Origin of the sequence: Nitratireductor basaltis (assembly GCF_000733725.1) — a bacterium.
GTDB lineage: Bacteria > Pseudomonadota > Alphaproteobacteria > Rhizobiales > Rhizobiaceae > Chelativorans > Chelativorans basaltis.
Map to the genome: position 1 here is coordinate 427040 of NZ_JMQM01000002.1, position 18060 is coordinate 445099.

General features: G+C 60.9%; 19 protein-coding genes. 13 read left to right on the top strand and 6 right to left on the bottom strand.

The genetic code is table 11. From position 1 onward, the window contains the following. Positions 1-8: 8 nt before the first annotated feature. From EL18_RS14465 to EL18_RS14475, 3 genes are all read right to left on the bottom strand, one after another. Entirely contained in the window at positions 9-842 is an 834-nt protein-coding gene (locus EL18_RS14465; protein WP_051914310.1) for a COG3904 family protein, read from the bottom strand. Further along, positions 839-2152: a hypothetical protein gene (locus EL18_RS14470; protein ID WP_036485771.1), complete on the bottom strand. Its 1314-nt coding sequence runs from the start codon at positions 2150-2152 to the stop codon at positions 839-841. The genes EL18_RS14465 and EL18_RS14470 overlap by 4 nt, the downstream gene beginning before the upstream one ends. A 65-nt stretch (positions 2153-2217) precedes the next feature. After that, entirely contained in the window at positions 2218-2580 is a 363-nt protein-coding gene (locus EL18_RS14475) for a hypothetical protein (RefSeq protein ID WP_036486449.1), read from the bottom strand. A gap of 166 nt (positions 2581-2746) precedes the next feature. Between EL18_RS14475 and EL18_RS14480 the strand changes: the two genes are divergently transcribed. From EL18_RS14480 to EL18_RS14515, 8 genes are all read left to right on the top strand, one after another. Further along, the gene (locus tag EL18_RS14480; RefSeq protein WP_036485773.1) at positions 2747-3208 is read left to right on the top strand and encodes a GNAT family N-acetyltransferase; all 462 of its coding nucleotides are present in this window, start codon (positions 2747-2749) and stop codon (positions 3206-3208) included. Continuing rightward, positions 3198-3554 carry a hypothetical protein gene (locus tag EL18_RS14485; RefSeq protein WP_152553066.1) on the top strand — a complete coding sequence of 119 codons (357 nt, stop codon included), beginning with the start codon at positions 3198-3200 and terminating at the stop codon, positions 3552-3554. The genes EL18_RS14480 and EL18_RS14485 overlap by 11 nt, the downstream gene beginning before the upstream one ends. A gap of 146 nt (positions 3555-3700) precedes the next feature. After that, positions 3701-4108 carry a succinate dehydrogenase, cytochrome b556 subunit gene (sdhC, locus tag EL18_RS14490; RefSeq protein WP_036485783.1) on the top strand — a complete coding sequence of 136 codons (408 nt, stop codon included), beginning with the start codon at positions 3701-3703 and terminating at the stop codon, positions 4106-4108. Positions 4109-4110: 2 nt separating this feature from the next. Next, on the top strand, positions 4111-4491 hold the full coding sequence (gene sdhD / locus EL18_RS14495) for a succinate dehydrogenase, hydrophobic membrane anchor protein (protein WP_036485785.1): 381 nt from the start codon (positions 4111-4113) through the stop codon (positions 4489-4491). A gap of 8 nt (positions 4492-4499) precedes the next feature. Continuing rightward, positions 4500-6332, top strand: a complete 1833-nt coding sequence (sdhA, locus tag EL18_RS14500; RefSeq protein WP_152553067.1) for a succinate dehydrogenase flavoprotein subunit — start codon at positions 4500-4502, stop codon at positions 6330-6332. Between the two features lie 12 nt (positions 6333-6344). After that, positions 6345-7124 (top strand): succinate dehydrogenase iron-sulfur subunit, encoded by a 780-nt coding sequence (locus tag EL18_RS14505; RefSeq protein ID WP_036485795.1) that lies wholly within the window; start codon positions 6345-6347, stop codon positions 7122-7124. 121 nt (positions 7125-7245) lie between these two features. Further along, positions 7246-7887 carry a peptide-methionine (S)-S-oxide reductase MsrA gene (gene msrA / locus EL18_RS14510; RefSeq protein ID WP_036486453.1) on the top strand — a complete coding sequence of 214 codons (642 nt, stop codon included), beginning with the start codon at positions 7246-7248 and terminating at the stop codon, positions 7885-7887. A 47-nt stretch (positions 7888-7934) separates the two neighbouring features. Beyond that, a complete protein-coding gene (locus EL18_RS14515; RefSeq protein WP_036485797.1) occupies positions 7935-8399 on the top strand; it encodes a DUF302 domain-containing protein in 465 nt (154 codons plus the stop codon). Positions 8400-8449: 50 nt separating this feature from the next. Here the strand turns inward: EL18_RS14515 and EL18_RS14520 are convergent, their stop codons facing one another. From EL18_RS14520 to EL18_RS14530, 3 genes are all read right to left on the bottom strand, one after another. Next, a complete protein-coding gene (locus EL18_RS14520; RefSeq protein WP_081871251.1) occupies positions 8450-9574 on the bottom strand; it encodes a Leu/Phe/Val dehydrogenase in 1125 nt (374 codons plus the stop codon). A 170-nt stretch (positions 9575-9744) separates the two neighbouring features. Beyond that, complete coding sequence (locus EL18_RS14525) at positions 9745-10182, bottom strand: OsmC family protein (RefSeq protein WP_036485798.1); 438 nt, start codon at positions 10180-10182, stop codon at positions 9745-9747. Positions 10183-10199: 17 nt separating this feature from the next. After that, a complete protein-coding gene (locus EL18_RS14530) occupies positions 10200-11441 on the bottom strand; it encodes a ubiquinone biosynthesis hydroxylase (RefSeq protein ID WP_036485800.1) in 1242 nt (413 codons plus the stop codon). Positions 11442-11535: 94 nt separating this feature from the next. On the opposite strand from EL18_RS14530, the gene tesB reads away from it, so the two are divergent. The 5 genes from tesB (at position 11536) to EL18_RS14555 (ending at position 17932) form a co-directional block, all read left to right on the top strand. Continuing rightward, a complete protein-coding gene (tesB, locus tag EL18_RS14535) occupies positions 11536-12402 on the top strand; it encodes an acyl-CoA thioesterase II (protein WP_036485802.1) in 867 nt (288 codons plus the stop codon). A gap of 215 nt (positions 12403-12617) precedes the next feature. Next, positions 12618-12956, top strand: coding sequence for a P-II family nitrogen regulator (locus EL18_RS14540; protein WP_036485804.1), 339 nt, complete (start codon positions 12618-12620; stop codon positions 12954-12956). Between the two features lie 29 nt (positions 12957-12985). Then, a complete protein-coding gene (locus tag EL18_RS14545; protein ID WP_036485805.1) occupies positions 12986-14323 on the top strand; it encodes an ammonium transporter family protein in 1338 nt (445 codons plus the stop codon). A 242-nt stretch (positions 14324-14565) separates the two neighbouring features. Continuing rightward, positions 14566-17163, top strand: a complete 2598-nt coding sequence (locus EL18_RS14550; protein ID WP_036485808.1) for a DNA translocase FtsK — start codon at positions 14566-14568, stop codon at positions 17161-17163. 118 nt (positions 17164-17281) lie between these two features. Next, positions 17282-17932, top strand: coding sequence for an outer membrane lipoprotein carrier protein LolA (locus EL18_RS14555; protein ID WP_036485810.1), 651 nt, complete (start codon positions 17282-17284; stop codon positions 17930-17932). Positions 17933-18060: the final 128 nt, after the last annotated feature.

Genomic DNA, 18060 nt, shown 5'->3' on the forward strand with positions numbered 1-18060 from the left:
GCGCTACCCTAGCTGCGGGCGAGGCGCTGGGGCTTGGTCACCAGACCGTAGTCGCGCAGCTGGTCGGGCGAAAAATAGTAGAGGGCACGCGGTGGCGTATCGAGCGCGTGCAGCCAGAGCGCGGGATCGATGCCCATTTCGTCCAGATGGCGCGAAATGCGGGCCGTGGTCATCTGGGCGTCGGCCATGGCCTGTGCTGCAGAAATGATGTTGTCGGTTGCCGCATAGAACTGGTGCACGCCGATTGCAGCCTTTTCAGCAATCTGACGATCTATTCCTCCGGCGAAGAACAGCGGGCAGGAAGAAGCGCAGATTGCACCTTCTTCCACGACGGTTGCGAGCTGGTATTCCCGAACCATGCGCGCCATGGCGATGGCATCATCCAGCGAGCCGCCGGGTGAATTGACGCTGATACGCGAGACATATTCTCCACGCGCTTCAAGCTCCGTGCGAAGGCGTTCGGCCGAGCCGGGGTCGATAGCGCCACTTGCGCGCAATATGCCTCCTGCTTCCAGAGCAAAGGTCATTGGCTGGCTCAATGTCTCCCGACCGCCCTCCACATGCTGGCGCGGGTCATTGGGTTGCGCATCGGCAGAAGGCACAGCAGTCACGGCGGGCGGCAGCACGCGAAATTCGCGCGTCAGCTGCTGCCTGTTTTCGCCCCATAGACCGCCATTGCGGTCGACCATCTCGCGCAGATCCATGCCCAGAAGCGCGGCTGTTCCAAGCAGCACACCCACAAATGCCCAGCGCACCACCGCAGCTTCGTCAAAACGGCTGATATAGCGGATGAAGGCGTTGCGGCGCTTGGGCTGGAGGGTTGGATACAGGTTCTGACTCATGGCTCTTGCCGCTTGCGTTCATTGAGTGAAAGGGGAGTGACGTTCTGCCCGGGTGAGGGTTCCTCGACCGGGTTTTCGGGCCGTGCCTGCGGGGAGGCTTCTGGCTCGGACGCCCGGTCCTGTCGGGCAGTCAGCGCGCGCTGTACATCCAGCGACCGCAGCAGATCGGCTGCCGTGAGGCGTTCGGCATCGCTCATGACGGCCTCGTCACGACGAATGGAGGCGTAGACTACGCTCATGATGCCCACGAGCACGGCGGGCAGAAGGTCGATGGAAATTGCGCCAGCCCAGCTCGGGAGGAAGCTTGATGCATAGCGCAGCACGGCTTCGGCGGCTGACAGCGGCACGTAGCGCCGCTCGGCGACCTGCGGCTGCGCCATGATCTCTTCGGCGGCGATGCTGAGAGCCTTCGACTGCGCAGCGACGGATTCGCGGACGGTCGCCATCACCTGGTCCTGGCGTCCTGCAAGCTCGGCATTGCTGCCATCGGCGACGGGCGCAATGAACCCGGCGGAGAGGTCTGAGGCAGCGCGCGCAACGGAGGGGGCGATCGAGGTCTGCTCAAGCGACGCGATAACGCCGGCCAGCGCCACGGCCTCTTCGGCAAAGCGGTCCGAGCGTGGCTGCACAGGGCCGGGCGCAGAGACAAGGCCGCGCATCGTGGCCAGATGCTGCTGACCTTCCTCGAACAATGTCGAAACCGTGTCGCGGGAATTTAGGATGGTGGCGTGCAGCTCGTCCATCTGCGCCGACATTTGTGTGAGCAATTGCACCACGCTGCCGGAACCTGAGGTGCCGGTCAGGGCGCCGGACTGGCGCTCGTCGTCGGCAAGTCTGGCGAAGCGGTCGGAAGCACGCTGGATGTCGGGCAGAAGCGAGAGGGCGCCAAGTGCGTTGCCATGCGCCTGGTCCAGATCGCCGGTGTAATCTTCAAGTGTCTCGGCCAGGTGCTGCTCGACCGCTGCCGAGCCTGCAAGAGCGGCGGCATTTAGCCAGGACGACATGGCGACAATCATCAGGCATCCAAGGACCATGACGCCCATGAGCACCAGTCGCGAAGCGGCATCGCGCATCTCCGGCACGAAGCGGATCAGGTAGCTCCAGAAGCCATAGATGCCGACCGACACCGCTGCTGAATAGATAATGGCGGAGAAGAACACGAGCGTGGCCGAGCCGTCGAGCAGGCTGCGCACGCCCAGATAGGTGTAGACACCGCTGGCAAGCGCAAGCGTGGCCAGCACAAAGCGGGTCATCGGCTGTATCTGGTCGATCTGCGCGCGAAGATTTCGCGCTGCTGACGCATTGCTCATTACTCGTTCCCAGCCTGCAGGTGGTGCAGGTATTCGAAATTGATCTTACCTATGCCGGCCGCAGATCACGGGCAGTCGGCGCGCAGGACCGGCAAGGCATTGTCCGGCAGGCCGTACATGTAGGAGCGGCCCTTCACGAGCACGCCATAGGGGCAGCGCCGACGGTAGGACCGTTCCGTTGTTGAAGTATCGTCGAGGTAGACGACCTCCGGCTCCTCGGCCTGATCCGGTACGACCGCATCCAGGCGATGTCCCTCACCGACGATGATCCGCTTGAAGCCGGATGCGGCGTGGATGACGAGATTGCCGTAGCCGTCCGCGTAAACAAGAGCATCCGCGCGGTCGCCAGCCACACCAGAAGCGCTTGCCGTAAAGAATGCGGCCAGGGCAAGCGCACCGGCCGCGATCGTATTTCTGTTCCAAGGCATCGCGCACTCCATGTCTGTCGCGGCCTCCTCACAATTTAGATTAATGCTTTCTTAACTGTTGTCCATTGCGAGTGCGGCGATCCCATGACGCAATTGACAGCTGTGGTTAATTTGACGAACTGTGCGCGGTGAGTGCTTCGCGGCGCAAAACCGACCAGGACTATTCATGACTGACACGCCTCAGATCGATATCGGTCTCCTGCGGCTGAAGGATGCGCACAGTCTCGCGCCACTCCTTGCCGCTCATACACAATCGCTGAAACGGGGTGCGCCGCGGCGGCCCGACGAGTTTTATGCAGAGACGCTGCTGCAAGACCGCGTGGCGGAAGTTCTGGGCGCGCATCTCGACGGTGCGCTTGTGGGTTTTGCCGTTTTCTATGACTTGCCGGACCCGCTTTCCGGTCTGCGCTACGGTTTGGCCGAGCATCTCTATGTGCATCACGACCATCGCGGCAAGGGCATCGCCAAGGCGCTGGTGGACGTGCTCGGCGACAGTGCCGAGGAGCGCGGCTGGACACGGCTCGTGCTGAATGCTCCGCGCGGTTCGGTCGAAGGTCGCCGCCTCTACGAGAAGATCGCCGGCCCTGCCGACTGGACAAGCCACGTGGTGCGCTTCAATGGCAGCTAGCTCCCGTTCCGGCTGGGGCCGGCGGGGGCGCAAGATCACAGGAAGCCTGATTTTGCTGACAGTCCTTTCGGGCTGTGCGGCAACCGGCAGTGAGCCGGGCGAATCAGGCTCCGGTCTGCGCTTGCCGGTGACATTCCACTGTGATGGCGGACGAAGCCTCACGATCTCGACATCCGATGTGGGCGGGATCAGGGTCTTGAGTCCGCGCGGGCAGGACGTGGTGCTTTTTCCCTCTCCGCCGGATCAGGATGTTCGTTTCCAGTCACCGCCTTACGCAATCAATGTCGATCCGGAAGAAGCCCTCTGGATCGTGACCGGAAAGCGTCCGCTTTCATGCAAACGATAGCGGCACCATGCCCAAATCGATTAAGGCGAAAGTTGGGTGTCTGCGGCTTTGACGCAGTGCAAAAAGCGCATTAGAAAGCCACCTGCCGCGGATCTGCCCAACACTTCATCAGTGTGAGGCTTGTTCCGCCAGATAACGGGGAAGCCATGAGCAAGCCAACAGCCACCCACGCGAGGCCCCTCTCGCCACATCTTTCTGTCTATCGTTTCATTCCGACAATGGTCATGTCGATCCTGCACCGCATCACGGGGGCGGCGCTATATTTCGGTACGATCCTGCTGGTCATCTGGCTGGTCGCCGCAGCGTCCGGACCGGAAGCTTTCGAGACGGTGAACGGCATTTACGGATCCTGGTTCGGGCGGCTCATCCTGTTCGGCTACACCTGGGCGCTTCTTCATCACATGCTGGGCGGCATCCGCCACCTTATATGGGATACCGGTCACGGTCTTGAGAAGCAGACGGCGACCAAGTTCGCCTATGCGACCATCATCGGCTCGGTCACGCTGACCGTGCTGATCTGGGTCGCCGGCTACGCGTTCGGTGGGGGAGCCTGATCATGAGTGACTTTCGCACACCCTTGAACCGCGTTCGCGGCCTCGGCTCTGCCAAGGAAGGCACTGACCATTTCTGGCGTCAGCGCCTGACGGCCGTATCCAACCTTTTCCTGGTGATCTTTTTCGTCGGGTTTGTCGTCTTCTATAACGGCGCTTCCTACGAGACCGTGCGCGGCGCGCTCGGCAATCCCGTTGTTGCCATCCTGATCGCGCTGATGCTGCTTTCGATCCTGTATCACATGAAGATCGGTATGCAGGTCATCATCGAGGACTATGTGCATGGTCCGGCCAAGGTGCCGTTGATCCTGCTCAACATCTTCTTTCCCTTCATAGTCGGCGTGAGCGCACTCTACGCCCTTGTAACGATTGCCTTTGGAGGCTGATGGCGGATATGGCTACAGCAAGTGAGAAGAAGGCTGGCAGCGCCTATACCTATGTCGATCACAAGTTCGACGTGGTGGTTGTCGGTGCCGGCGGTGCGGGTCTGCGTGCAACGCTTGGCATGGCCGAGCAGGGGCTGAAGACGGCCTGCATCACCAAGGTTTTTCCGACCCGTTCGCATACGGTTGCTGCCCAGGGCGGCATCGCGGCATCTCTGCAGAATATGGGTCCCGACCACTGGCAGTGGCACCTTTACGACACCGTGAAGGGGTCGGATTGGCTTGGCGACGTGGATGCCATGGAATATCTGGCTCGCGAAGCTCCGGCTGCGGTCTATGAGCTTGAGCATTATGGCGTTCCTTTCTCGCGTACCGAGGATGGTCGCATCTACCAGCGTCCATTCGGCGGCCACATGCAGAATTTCGGTGACGGCCCGCCGGTGCAGCGCACCTGTGCGGCAGCCGACCGTACCGGTCACGCCATCCTGCACACGCTCTACGGCCAGTCGGTGAAGAACAACGCACAGTTCTTCGTCGAGTATTTCGCGCTCGACCTCATCATGACCGATGGTGTGTGCACCGGCGTTGTGGCCTGGAACCTGGAAGACGGCACCATCCACCGTTTCGCTGCCAAGATGGTGGTGCTTGCGACCGGTGGCTATGGCCGCGCCTATTTCTCCTGCACGTCGGCCCATACCTGTACGGGCGACGGCAATGGCATGGTTGCGCGCGCGGGCCTGCCGCTGCAGGACATGGAGTTCGTGCAGTTCCACCCGACCGGTATCTATGGAGCCGGCTGCCTGATCACCGAAGGTGTACGCGGTGAGGGTGGCTATCTGGTCAATTCCGAGGGCGAGCGCTTCATGGAGCGTTATGCGCCGTCCGCCAAGGATCTTGCCTCGCGTGACGTTGTCTCGCGCTGCATGACCATGGAAATCCGCGAAGGCCGCGGTGTTGGCAAGAACAAGGACCATATCTTCCTGCATCTTGACCATCTGGACCCGGCGGTCATTCACGAGCGCCTGCCCGGCATCGCCGAATCGGCGCGCATCTTTGCCGGCGTGGACGTGACGCGCGAGCCGATCCCGGTTCTGCCGACGGTTCACTACAATATGGGGGGCATCCCCACCAATTACTGGGGTGAAGTGCTGAATCCGACGAGCGAAAACCCGGACGCGGTGGCGCCTGGTCTGATGGCCGTGGGCGAGGCAGCCTGTGCTTCGGTGCACGGCGCCAACCGTCTCGGCTCCAATTCGCTGATCGATCTCGTGGTCTTCGGTCGTGCCGCAGCCATCCGTGCAGGCCAGGTGGTCGACCGGGATTCGAAGGTTCCGCCGATCAACGAGGCGGCGTGCGAGAAGATCATGGACCGCTTTGATCGCTTGCGCCACGCTTCCGGCTCCACGCCAACGGCTGAGATCCGCGAGCACATGCAGCGCACCATGCAGGAAGATGCTGCCGTGTTCCGCACGCAGGAATCGCTGGAGCAGGGCTGCAAGCGCATCTCCGAGGTCTGGAAGGAACTGCCGGATGTGAAGGTCTCCGACCGTTCGCTGATCTGGAACTCGGACCTGATGGAAACGCTGGAGTTGGAAAACCTGATGGCCAATGCGGTTGTCACGGTCTACTCGGCAGAGGCTCGCAAGGAGAGCCGTGGCGCGCATGCACGTGAGGACTTCACCGAGCGTGATGACGCCAACTGGCGCAAGCACACGCTTTCCTGGATCGACGAGAGTGGCAAGGTCACCCTCGATTATCGCCCGGTGCACACCGACCCGCTTCTGAGCGAAGAGGATGGCGGCATCGAGTTGGCCAAGATCGCGCCCAAGGCGCGCGTCTACTGAGGCGGGGATATCATGGTTGAACTTACACTTCCCAAGAACTCCAAGGTTCGTCAGGGCAAGGTCTGGCCAAAGCCTGAGGGCGCGACCAATCTGCGCGAATACAAGGTCTATCGCTGGTCGCCTGATGACGGCGAAAATCCGCGCATCGACACCTATTATGTCGATATGGACGATTGCGGGCCGATGGTTCTCGACGGTCTGCTCTGGATCAAGGACCATATCGATCCGACCCTGACCTTCCGCCGCTCCTGCCGCGAGGGCATTTGCGGTTCCTGCGCGATGAATATCGACGGCACGAACACGCTGGCCTGTACCAAGGGCATGGACGAGATATCCAGCGACGTGAAGATCTACCCGCTGCCTCATATGCCGGTGGTGAAGGATCTGGTGCCGGATCTCTCGGTGCCCTACGCCCAGCTTTCCTCCATCAAGCCCTGGCTTCAAACGGTTTCGCCCGAACCTGCGAAGGAGTGGAAGCAGAGCCATGAGGACCGCTCGAAGCTCGACGGTCTTTACGAGTGCATTCTCTGCTTCTGCTGCCAGACTTCCTGCCCGAGCTATTGGTGGAATGGCGAGCGCTATCTGGGACCGGCGGTTCTTCTGCAGGCCTATCGCTGGCTGATCGACAGCCGCGACGAGAAGACGGGCGAGCGTCTCGACAATCTCGAGGACCCGTTCCGTCTTTATCGGTGCCACACGATCATGAATTGCACGCAGGCCTGCCCCAAAGGGCTGAACCCTGCCAAGGCGATTGCCGAGATCAAGCAGATGATGGTGGAGCGCCGCGTCTGATCGCACGCCATCCCATATCTGAACGCCCAGTTTTTCAAGCCGCTCACACAGACGTGTAGCGGCTTGAATTGCATTCAGGCGCGGTCACGCTAGGTGTCGGATGAGCCTTGAGGAGATTTCCATGCGCAGAATTCTGACACGCCTTGCCCTTGCTGCCGGTATTGTTGGTGCAAGCTTTTCCACCGTGAGTGCCGCGGAACAGACAGCCATTTTCGCCGGTGGCTGCTTCTGGTGCGTCGAAGCCGATTTCGACAAGGTTCCCGGCGTAACGAGCACGGTTTCCGGATATACGGGCGGACGGACTCAAAACCCCACATATCGCACCCATACCAGCGGCGGGCACCGTGAAGCGGTAAAGATCACCTATGACGACGCGCAGGTGAGCTATGCCGAGCTCCTCGATGTCTTCTTCCACTCGGTCGACCCAACGGATGCAGGCGGGCAGTTCTGCGACAGGGGCGAGAGCTATACGACCGCAATCTACACGCTGTCGCCAGAGCAGGAGGCTGCGGCAAAGGAAGCAAAGACGGCTGCTGAAAAGGAATTGGGACAGAGTGTGGTAACGCCCATTATCGGCGCCAGCACCTTCTGGACGGCCGAAGACTATCACCAGAACTACTATCGCAGCGACGAGCGCATCCTGACGCGGTTCGGACTGGTGACCAAAGCCGACGCCTATGAGGGCTATCGGCAGGGTTGTCGGCGTGATGCGCGTCTGAAGGAGGTATGGGGGGAAACCGCGCTGCGCGGCATCAAGAAATAAGCGCATTGTCAGGTCATGCTCGCTTCGTTCGAACTGGAGTGATTTCAATGAGCCAATTTCTGAAGAGTATTTTCGGTGCCAGCGCCGCCCTCATCCTTTCTGCTACTGCTTCCCTGGGCGCCGAAGGCTGGGTCATCAAGGACAGCCCGCACAGCGTGACCGAGACCGCTGACCGTCTGGCAGCCGCCGTGGAGGAGAGTCCCGCCAAACTCGTCGCGCGCCTCGATCATCAGGCGAACGCAGAGCGGGTCGATCTGAAGATGCAACCGGCAACGGTTCTTTTCTTCGGCAATCCGAAGGTTGGCACCCCGATCATGCAGGCCAATCCACGCGCCGCACTGGACCTTCCTCTTCGTGTGCTGGTCTGGGAGGAAGAGGGCAAGGTTCGCGTTGGATATCTCTCCGCAGAAGCACTCAAGGAGCGCTACGGAGTGAATGGTGCCGATGAGGCTTTCGACGCGATGGCCAAGGCCCTTGACGGGCTGACGTCGAAAGCCGTCGACGAAGAGTAGCGCGATCTGCAGGCGCTCCACCTTTTTGGGCGGGGCGCCAATTGCTGTCGTCAGGAGCGTTTGTCGGCGATACGGGCCATCGCGATATCAGAAGCGACTTCGTTGGTGGGCCGCTTTTCAGCATCTGCCTTCTGGAAGATAGCGGTGAGAGTCCGGGGTATCTCAGTCACCTTGCGCATTGTCGCCTCGCGGTTATAGCCGCCGGGTGCAAGCTCGGCTGCGACATTCATCAGGCCGCCTGCATTGATGACATAATCCGGCGCGTAGAGAATGCCGCGCTCCATCAGAAGGCGGGCATCTTCGTGGCGGGCAAGCTGATTGTTGGCGGCACCGGCGATGATGCCTGCTTTCAACTGCGGGATCGTATCGCTTGAGAACAACCCACCCAGGGCGCAAGGTGCCAGGATATCCGCTTCGACGAAGAGGATGTCGCCCGCATCCGCCATGCGGGCACCAAATGTGTTGGCAGCACGGTCGACCGCGTCCGTGTCGATATCGGCAACCACAAGTTCTGCGCCTTCGGCATGGAGCTTTTCGCACAAAGACCACCCGACCGACCCAAGACCCTGTACCGCCACGAGGACACCTGCAAGGCGGTCACTGCCGCTCTTGTGGGCAAGAGCAGCCTTCAGACCCAGAAACACGCCCTCAGCCGTGACCGGCGAGGGGTTGCCGCTGCCGCCCTTGGATGTGCCGGAGATGTTGGGCGCGCGCTCCCGGATGAAGTCTGCGTCTGCAAGCGTCAGGCCTACATCTTCCCCGGTATAATATTGACCATCCAGTGCAACGAGCATCTCAGCATAGGCTTCAAGAAGCGCTTCGGTCTTGTCCTTCTTGGGATCGGCGATGATGACCGCCTTGCCGCCTCCGAAGGGCAGGCCCGCCACGGCTGCCTTGTAGGTCATCCCGCGAGACAGGCGCAGCACATCGGTCATTCCCGCTTCGAAGCTTTCGTGGGGCCATACCCGCGTTCCGCCAAGTGCCGGACCAAGAGCAGTGTTGTGTATGCCCACAAGGGCCACAAGACCGCGCTCCTCGTCGCGTCCGCACCAGACGCGCTCATGGCCGTCATAGGCCTCCAGCGCCGCGGCCTGGTCGGTGACATCGGTGATTTGCAGCGTGCTGTTCTTCGTGGACAGCTTCAGGTTGGTCGGCTGCGCATGTGCATGCAGCATAGTCTCACTCCCATGTTCTCCTCGGCGGCAGGGCCGTTGCCAGCCCCTGTGCCATCTCCCATGGGATGATTTTACGCTCGCGGTGCAGTTCTTTGGTTGCGAAGACAGGAGGGGCCGCGACCGACCATTGCGTTTTGCAGCCCCTTTTGATGCCGAAACTGTCCGGCGCGTCAGGCGAAGCGGGCGGACAGTGTGATCTTGATCGCACCGAGCGCCTTCGAGACCGGGCAGATCTCCTTCGCTTTCTCTGCGACTTCGACAAACTTTTCTTCTTCGAGACCGGGAACCTTGCCGATGACGGTCAGTGCGCTGCCGCGGATCTCGAAGCCGCCACTCTGAGCAGGCTGGAGGTCGATTTCGGCTTTCGCATAGAGGGTCTCCGCCGGCGTTCCGTTCTCGGCGAGCATATGCGCGAGCTGCATCGAGAAGCAGCTTGCATGAGCACCTGCGATCAGTTCTTCCGGATTTGTGCCGGCGATGCCCTGTTCGTCCTCGAAGCGCGCCTTGAAGGTGATGGGCAGGTCGCCGATGGCCTGGCTTTGCGTGTCAAGCCGCCCAGTTCCCTGCGTAAGCGAACCCTTCCAGATGGCGTTTGCGTGTCTTTTCATGAGATCCCCCAAGAAAGTTAGATTGGTTCACCCTGCAGCAGCCTTGGTGCCGACCCTTGCGGGCTGGATGCCTGGCGAATGAAGAAGTCTTTCAAAGCGGGCATGCGGTCGACAATGCCCAGGCCCAGGTCGCGGATGGCGCGCACGGGACCGATATCATTCGAGAACAGGCGGTTGAGGACATCGGTTGTCACGCCCATCTGCACCGTGTCGAAGCGGCGCCAGCGCTCGTAGCGCTGCAGGACATCAAGCGCACCGATATCCTCGCCCATCCGGTCGGCTTCAACAACGGTTTCAGCCAGGGCAGCAGCGTCCTTGAATCCGAGATTGAGACCCTGGCCGGCAATCGGATGGATCCCGTGCGCGGCATCGCCGGCCAGGGCAAAGCGTGGGCGCACGAAATCGCGGGCGAGCGTGAGGCCGAGAGGCCAGGCGCGGCGGGGTCCCTCGACGCGGATCTCGCCAAGCTTCAGGCCAAAGCGCATTTCAAGCTCCTGCTCGAAGATGAACTCGTCTTCATTGACGAGCCGCTCGGCATCGGCCGTGCGCTCGGTCCATACTATGGAAGAGCGATCGCCTTTCAGCGGAAGTGTTGCGAACGGGCCGGCGGGGAGAAAATGCTCTTCGGCGCGTCCGTTGTGCGGGCGCTCGTGCTTGACCGTGCAGACAATGCCTGACTGGCCATAATCCCAGTGAAGCGTCTTGATGCCCGCCATGTCGCGCAGGCGCGACTTGACTCCGTCGCAGGCGATCAGAAGGCGCGCGGAGATCGCAAGGCCATCGCTCAGCCGCACTACAGTGCGTGCAGTGCCGCGGTCGAAACCCTCAACGCCCACACCCTGGACGATGTCTATGCCCAGTTCACCTGCTCGGGCGCGCAGCGCACCGTTCAGGTTCCGGTTCATGACCATGTGTGCGAAGGGCTCGCCGGGTCCGGCTTCGCCACCAAAGGTGAGGAAAACCGGGCGGACGGGGTCGGATGTGCGAGAATCGGTAACGATCATCTCGTTGATGGGCTGGGCTTCCTCGACAAGCTCGTCCCAACAGCCGAGGCGGGAGAGCATGCGGGTGGCCGCAGCAGCTATTGCCGAGGCGCGGCCATCCTTCTGCCAGACGCCTTCCGGGGCGGCATCGACGATCATGATCTTCAGGCTTGGACGAGCCTGCGCGATTGAAACAGCGGTGGCAAGGCCGACATAGCCCGCACCAGCAATGAGAATGTCGATCTGTTCGCCGTGATGGGGGGCGGTTTCAGCCATGACAATATCCTCTCATTCTGGCCATCTGCCTTGACTTCCACTCTGGCGTTCGCTTTCTCGCCTGAAATACCGAATTGCTGCCGGAGGGATATCTATGTCGTCTGCAATGAACGGGCTTCTCGACATACTTGATCTCGAGCCGCTTGAACACAACCTGTTTCGTGGCCGCAGCCCCCAGGTGGGCTGGCAGCGTGTGTTTGGCGGCCAGGTCATAGGGCAGGCGCTCGTCGCTGCCCAGCGCACCGTGGCAGAAGGCCGCCATGTTCATTCCCTCCATTGCTATTTCATGCGTCCCGGGGATCCTGCCGTGCCTATCATCTACGAGGTGGATCGCATCCGGGACGGCGGCAGCTTCACGACGCGGCGGGTGGTGGCAATCCAGCATGGGCACGCAATCTTCTCGCTTTCAGCCTCTTTCCAGGTGGAAGAAGAGGGGCTTGAACATCAACTGCCAATGCCGCTCGATGTTCCGGGGCCGGAGACGCTGAAATCCCAGAGCGAGTTCATCGAGGCGTTCGGTGACAAGGTGCCGGAGAATATCCGTCGCTACTGGAAGCAGGAGCGTCCGCTGGAGATCCGCCCGCTGAATGTCGAACATTACACGACGCGAGACCCATTGCCGCCAGTGCAGAATGTGTGGTTGCGCGCGACCGGTCCGGTGCCTGACGACCGTGCATTGCAGGCGGCGATCCTTGCCTATCTGTCCGACATGACGCTGCTGGACACCTCGACATTCCCTCATGGGCGATCGGTCTTTGATCCCGAGCTTCAAATGGCCAGCCTCGACCACGCGATGTGGTTTCACAGGCCCACCAAGCTGGATGACTGGCTGCTCTACACCTCCGACAGTCCCTCTTCGCAGGGCGCCCGCGGTTTCTCTCGTGGGTCGCTTTATGCGCGTGACGGAACATTGGTTGCTTCGACGGCTCAAGAGGGGCTGGTGCGTATGCGCAAAAAATAGGCACTGAAAAATATCTGCCTATTAATTAATCTACAGGAACATCACTCAACCTGCTGCGCATCGCGCAGCAGGTTTTTTAATTTATCAAAATCAATGGCTTACTGAATCGTATTTCAAACTGGCACGGGACTTGAATCCATTCTGGCATAGCCGGCGCAAGGGGTGGGCTGGCGACATCTGAAAGCGGGAAACCGCACCAGCAGAGGTGGATCCTGATGAAACTCGTCATGGCAATCATAAAGCCGTTCAAGCTGGAGGCAGTGCGAGAAGCGCTGACCGAGCTTGGAATTCAGGGCCTGACCGTCACGGAAGTGAAGGGTTATGGCCGCCAGAAAGGGCATACGGAAATCTATCGTGGGGCCGAATATGCAGTGAGCTTCCTGCCGAAGGTGAAGGTCGAAGTTGCTGTCGACAGCGACATTGCTGACCGCGCCGTCGAAGCGATCGCCGCGGCTGCCAAGACCGGCCAGATCGGCGACGGCAAGATCTTCGTTCTCAATGTGGACAGGGCCGTGCGTATCCGCACCGGCGAAGCCGACAGCGCCGCTCTTTGAGCCGTCCGGATTTTACAGGGAGACTATCAATGACAATTCGTTCCTTTTTGACCGCCAATGGCGGGCGGCTTGCCGGGGCGCTGGCCGTGACAGCGATGACCGCTGCGCCTGTGCTTGCCCAGGACGCAGAGGCTGCTCCTGCTGCCGGTGCCGACACGGCTTTCATCTTCAACACGCTTCTCTTCCTCATCGGCGGCTTCCTCGTCATGTGGATGGCCGCAGGCTTTGCCATGCTGGAAGCCGGCATGGTGCGTTCCAAGAACGTCTCCATGCAGCTCTTGAAGAATGTTGCGCTGTATTCCATCGCCGGTCTGATGTACTGGGTGGTGGGCTACTCGCTCATGTATGTCGACGTGACCGGCTGGATCGGCAGCTTCGGAGCCTATAGCTGGCCGGATGCCGGTGTGGCCAATGAAGGCGACTACTCGGTCGCTTCGGACTGGTTCTTCCAGATGGTCTTCGTCGCAACCGCAGCCTCGATCGTTTCCGGCACGCTTGCCGAGCGTATCAAGCTGTGGCCTTTCCTGATCTTCGTCGTTGTTCTCACCGGCTTCATCTACCCGATCCTGGGTTCCTGGAAGTGGGGTGCAGGCTGGCTCGACGCGATGGGCTTCCAGGATTTTGCCGGCTCCACGATCGTTCACTCCGTCGGTGGCTGGGCCGCTCTTGCGGGTGCGCTGCTTCTCGGCTCGCGTCAGGGCAAGTATGGAGCCAATGGCCAGGTTCAGCCGATCCCGGGCTCCAACATGGCGCTCGCCACGCTTGGTACGTTCATCCTGTGGCTTGGCTGGTTCGGCTTCAACGGTGCTTCGCAGCTCGCCATGGGCACCAACTCCGACGTGTCCGACATCAGCCGCATCTTTGCCAACACCAATCTTGCTGCCGCTGGCGGTGTCGTTGCCGCACTTATCCTCACGCAGATCGTCTACAAGCGCGTCGACATCACCTTCGTGCTCAACGGCGCGCTGGCCGGTCTCGTCTCGATCACTGCCGAGCCGCTGACCCCGAGCCCGCTCATGGCCATCATCATCGGCGCAATCGGCGGCATCATCGTGGTCTTCACGGTTCCGCTGCTGGACAAGCTGAAGATCGACGATGTGGTTGGCGCAATTCCGGTTCACCTGATTGCCGGTATCTGGGGAACGCTGGCCGTGCCGCTGACCAATGGTGGCGCAAGCTTCGGCGTCCAGCTGGTCGGCATCGCGGCCTACGGCGTTGCAGCCTTCGCGGTTTCCTTCATCGTCTTCGCGATCCTGAAGGCCACCATGGGACTGCGTGTGTCACCGGAAGAAGAACTTTCGGGTCTTGATGTCGCGGAAGTCGGCGTTGAAGCCTATCCGGAGTTCATCGCCTCGCGCGTCCGCTAAGTCGAGCAGGCGGGGCAAAAGCCTCGCCGCTTCATAATTTCCCGTCGCAGCGAACAGGCACTTCCTCCCGCTTTGACCGCTGCAACTTTGGCCCGGAGTGATCCGGGCCTTTTTTTGTCCGAAAGGCAGTGGCGAAGGGTCTGCATGGTTAATGGGCCCTTAACCTTCCAGTCCTAGTCTGCGGGGCGAATCCCCAGTGGCGGCCATTGCCGCATAAGTGATGCTTGGACGGGCAAATGCGTATGAGTTCCGGTTCTTCCGCGACCTATGTCTATGACGAAGACAGCTATGGATTTAACGCCTTCCTGCTGCGACAGGCAGCGCGGCTGTCCGGGCTGCTGATCCTCGCATTTTCCGCATTCGCCCTGGCCAGCCTTGCCACCTGGAATGTCGCGGATCCAAGCTTCAGCTATGCGACCGACAATCCCGTCACCAATGCGATGGGCTATCCGGGAGCCGTGTTCTCCGACATTGCCATGCAGTTCTACGGGCTGGCCTCGGTGGCGGGGCTGGTTCCTGCAGTGTTTTTCGGTGCGCTTCTTGCGACCGCACAGGGCGTGGAACGTCCGGCTCGCCGTGTTGGAGCGTGGTTTCTGGGCTCAATCCTGGCTGCAGGCGTTGCAGGATGCGTCGCCCCGCCCGCCTCCTGGCCGCTGCCGACCGGCCTTGGTGGTGTGTTTGGAGACATGGTTCTTGCCGTACCGAAGGTGTTTATCGGCCAGTATCCAACCGGCTTTCTCGGTTTCATCATTGGTGCGTTGCTGATCGGACCGGCTGCCTGGCTCGTTCTCTACGCGTCGAGCATCCTGGGTCGTTCTCCTCGCGTTGCAGCGCCCGTGGCGGAAGCCGAGGAAGAGATCATCTATGATGCCGATTTCGTCGAGGATACCGGCAGTGGCTCGATTGCCCTTGGCTGGCTCACCCATTGGTGGCTGACGGCTTGCGCATTCGTGCGTCGGCGCCTGGCGGTCCGCGGGCCTGATCTCCCGGAAGAATATGATGTTCCGGTCATTGCTCCAAGCGGGCAGGGACCCACCATCGATGATGGTGTGAAGATCGAGCCGGACTTTGACGATGATGTCTTCGGCGCGCATCCCGAGCGCGTCGGCCCTGCACATGTCCAAGCGCCCGAGACGGGACATGACGAGGATGATGATTACCCCTGGGAGGAGCCGAGCCAGCGCGCAGCGCCTGCTGCTCAACCGCGTCCCGCTGGCGCACAAACGTCCCAAACCTCACGCGTGGACAATCCCACGCCGCGTCCGCAGCCGGGCACGCGTGTGCGCCGTGAAGCACAGCCTTCGCTTCTTGGTGATGATGGCTTCGAGCTCCCCGCGCTGCATCTGCTGGCTGAACCGAAAGCCACGGCGAAAGATCCCTCTCTTTCCAGGGAGGCACTGGAGCAGAACGCGCGCCTTCTGGAAGGCGTGTTGGAGGACTTCGGCGTCAAGGGCGAGATCATTCATGTCCGCCCGGGTCCCGTGGTCACGCTCTACGAGCTTGAGCCTGCACCAGGTATCAAATCCTCCCGCGTGATCGGCCTCGCTGATGACATCGCCCGTTCCATGAGCGCGATTGCCGCACGTGTTGCGGTGGTTCCCGGGCGCAACGCCATCGGCATCGAGCTTCCCAATTCCACGCGTGAGACCGTGTATCTGCGCGAGCTTCTTTCCAGCCGAGACTTCGAATCGGCCAAGGCCAAGCTGGCGCTCTCGCTGGGGAAGACCATCAATGGCGAAGGCGTGATCGCGGACCTCGCCAAGATGCCTCACCTGCTCGTTGCCGGTACGACCGGCTCGGGTAAGTCGGTTGCGATCAACACGATGATCCTGTCGCTGCTCTACCGCATGACGCCGGAGCAGTGCCGCCTGATCATGATCGACCCGAAGATGCTCGAGCTTTCGGTTTACGACGGCATTCCGCATCTCCTGACGCCGGTCGTAACCGATCCGAAGAAGGCGGTTGTGGCGCTGAAATGGACCGTGCGGGAGATGGAAGACCGCTACCGCAAGATGTCCAAGGTCGGCGTGCGTAATATCGAGGGCTTCAACCAGCGCGTTACGGCCGCCAAGAAGAAGGGCGAGACCATCCAGCGCACCGTCCAGACCGGCTTTGACCGTGAAACGGGCGAAGCCATTTACGAGACGGAAGAGCTGGATCTGGAGCCGATGCCGTTCATCGTCGTCATTATCGACGAGATGGCCGACCTGATGATGGTTGCGGGCAAGGATATCGAAGGCGCGGTGCAGCGTCTGGCACAGATGGCGCGTGCCGCGGGCATTCACGTCATCATGGCCACCCAGCGCCCGTCCGTCGACGTCATCACCGGCACCATCAAGGCCAACTTTCCGACGCGTATCTCCTTCCAGGTGACGTCGAAGATCGACAGCCGCACGATCCTCGGCGAACAGGGTGCAGAGCAGCTTCTGGGCATGGGTGACATGCTCTACATGGCCGGTGGCGGGCGCACCCAGCGTGTCCACGGGTCCTTCGTGTCCGACGGCGAAGTGGAGGAGGTGGTCGCGCATCTCAAGCGCCAGGGCGCACCGGCCTATCTCGAGGCCGTCACTGAAGATGATGGCAGCGACGAGGGTGACAGCTCCGGGGGCGGAGGCTCGGTCGGCAATCTCGGCAATTCCGACGACCCGTATGATCAGGCGGTTGCCGTGGTGCTGCGTGATGGCAAGGCTTCGACCAGCTATATCCAGCGTCGTCTTGGTATCGGCTACAATCGTGCAGCCTCCATCATCGAGCGCATGGAGCAGGAAGGCATTGTCGGTCCCGCAAACCATGCCGGCAAGCGCGAGATACTGGTGCCGACGGAGCAGGATGAGGTCTAGTCGGGCCCTGGCTCCATCGGGAACTTGAAGATGTTGCAGCCGTTCTCCTGAGGGAAGCCAAATTTCAGCCCAGTTGCGTTTGTATTCGCAACTATCAGATTCAGCATCCGGAGCGATCATGAACAAGACATCGAAGCTCAGCCGCACGATCCGCGCTTTTGCAGCTGCAATGGGGCTGGTGATGTTGGGAGCCGTGGCTGCGCCCGTCGCAGGACACGCGCAGGGCAATGCCTCTTCCGCGCAGGCTATCGCAAACCACTTCTCCAGCGTGCGTACCATGACCGGCGAATTCGTGCAGTTCGGTCCGAGCGGCGAGCAGACAGGTGGCAAGTTCTATATCGAGCGACCCGGCAAGGTGCGCTTCGACTATGAAGCACCTTCAAATGTGCAAGTGATCTCGGACGGCACATCTCTGGTCGTGCAGAACCGCAAGCTGCAGACGGCGGACGTTTATCCGCTTGGCAAGACGCCGCTGAAGCTTCTTCTTGATCGCCAGATCGATCTTTCCGGCAGCAAGGTGCAAAGCGTAAAGCAGGATGACGAATTGACGACGATCAAGCTCGCCGACAAGTCGGTCTTCGGCGATTCGACGATCACCATGATGTTCGACAGCAAGTCGTATGAGCTGCGCCAGTGGACGATCACGGATGCGCAGGGCAAAGACACGACCGTGATGATCTTCAACGTGCAGAACGGCGTGGCATTCGACCCCAGCACTTTTGCCATCGATTATCGCAAGGTGAACCAGATGAACCGCAAGCGTAACTGACAGATCCGTCAGCAGTGCTTGTGGAAAGTCGAGCCCGTCCCGGCCTTCTGCCGCGGCGGGCTTGTCTTATGGAGCCGCAGCATCCATTTTCGCGCCTGACCAAGAATAGTCTTGAAAGTTGGGGTGCG

Coding starts and splice junctions, on each gene's coding strand:
- EL18_RS14525 (WP_036485798.1), bottom strand. CDS start 10,182: ATGAAAAGACACGCAAACGCCATCTGGAAGGGTTCGCTTACGCAGGGA.
- EL18_RS14505 (WP_036485795.1), top strand. CDS start 6,345: ATGGTTGAACTTACACTTCCCAAGAACTCCAAGGTTCGTCAGGGCAAG.
- EL18_RS14480 (WP_036485773.1), top strand. CDS start 2,747: ATGACTGACACGCCTCAGATCGATATCGGTCTCCTGCGGCTGAAGGAT.
- EL18_RS14550 (WP_036485808.1), top strand. CDS start 14,566: ATGAGTTCCGGTTCTTCCGCGACCTATGTCTATGACGAAGACAGCTAT.
- EL18_RS14545 (WP_036485805.1), top strand. CDS start 12,986: ATGACAATTCGTTCCTTTTTGACCGCCAATGGCGGGCGGCTTGCCGGG.
- EL18_RS14470 (WP_036485771.1), bottom strand. CDS start 2,152: ATGAGCAATGCGTCAGCAGCGCGAAATCTTCGCGCGCAGATCGACCAG.
- sdhA (WP_152553067.1), top strand. CDS start 4,500: ATGGCTACAGCAAGTGAGAAGAAGGCTGGCAGCGCCTATACCTATGTC.
- EL18_RS14475 (WP_036486449.1), bottom strand. CDS start 2,580: ATGCCTTGGAACAGAAATACGATCGCGGCCGGTGCGCTTGCCCTGGCC.
- sdhD (WP_036485785.1), top strand. CDS start 4,111: ATGAGTGACTTTCGCACACCCTTGAACCGCGTTCGCGGCCTCGGCTCT.
- EL18_RS14515 (WP_036485797.1), top strand. CDS start 7,935: ATGAGCCAATTTCTGAAGAGTATTTTCGGTGCCAGCGCCGCCCTCATC.
- EL18_RS14485 (WP_152553066.1), top strand. CDS start 3,198: ATGGCAGCTAGCTCCCGTTCCGGCTGGGGCCGGCGGGGGCGCAAGATC.
- EL18_RS14520 (WP_081871251.1), bottom strand. CDS start 9,574: ATGCTGCATGCACATGCGCAGCCGACCAACCTGAAGCTGTCCACGAAG.
- EL18_RS14530 (WP_036485800.1), bottom strand. CDS start 11,441: ATGGCTGAAACCGCCCCCCATCACGGCGAACAGATCGACATTCTCATT.
- EL18_RS14555 (WP_036485810.1), top strand. CDS start 17,282: ATGAACAAGACATCGAAGCTCAGCCGCACGATCCGCGCTTTTGCAGCT.
- msrA (WP_036486453.1), top strand. CDS start 7,246: ATGCGCAGAATTCTGACACGCCTTGCCCTTGCTGCCGGTATTGTTGGT.
- tesB (WP_036485802.1), top strand. CDS start 11,536: ATGTCGTCTGCAATGAACGGGCTTCTCGACATACTTGATCTCGAGCCG.
- sdhC (WP_036485783.1), top strand. CDS start 3,701: ATGAGCAAGCCAACAGCCACCCACGCGAGGCCCCTCTCGCCACATCTT.
- EL18_RS14540 (WP_036485804.1), top strand. CDS start 12,618: ATGAAACTCGTCATGGCAATCATAAAGCCGTTCAAGCTGGAGGCAGTG.
- EL18_RS14465 (WP_051914310.1), bottom strand. CDS start 842: ATGAGTCAGAACCTGTATCCAACCCTCCAGCCCAAGCGCCGCAACGCC.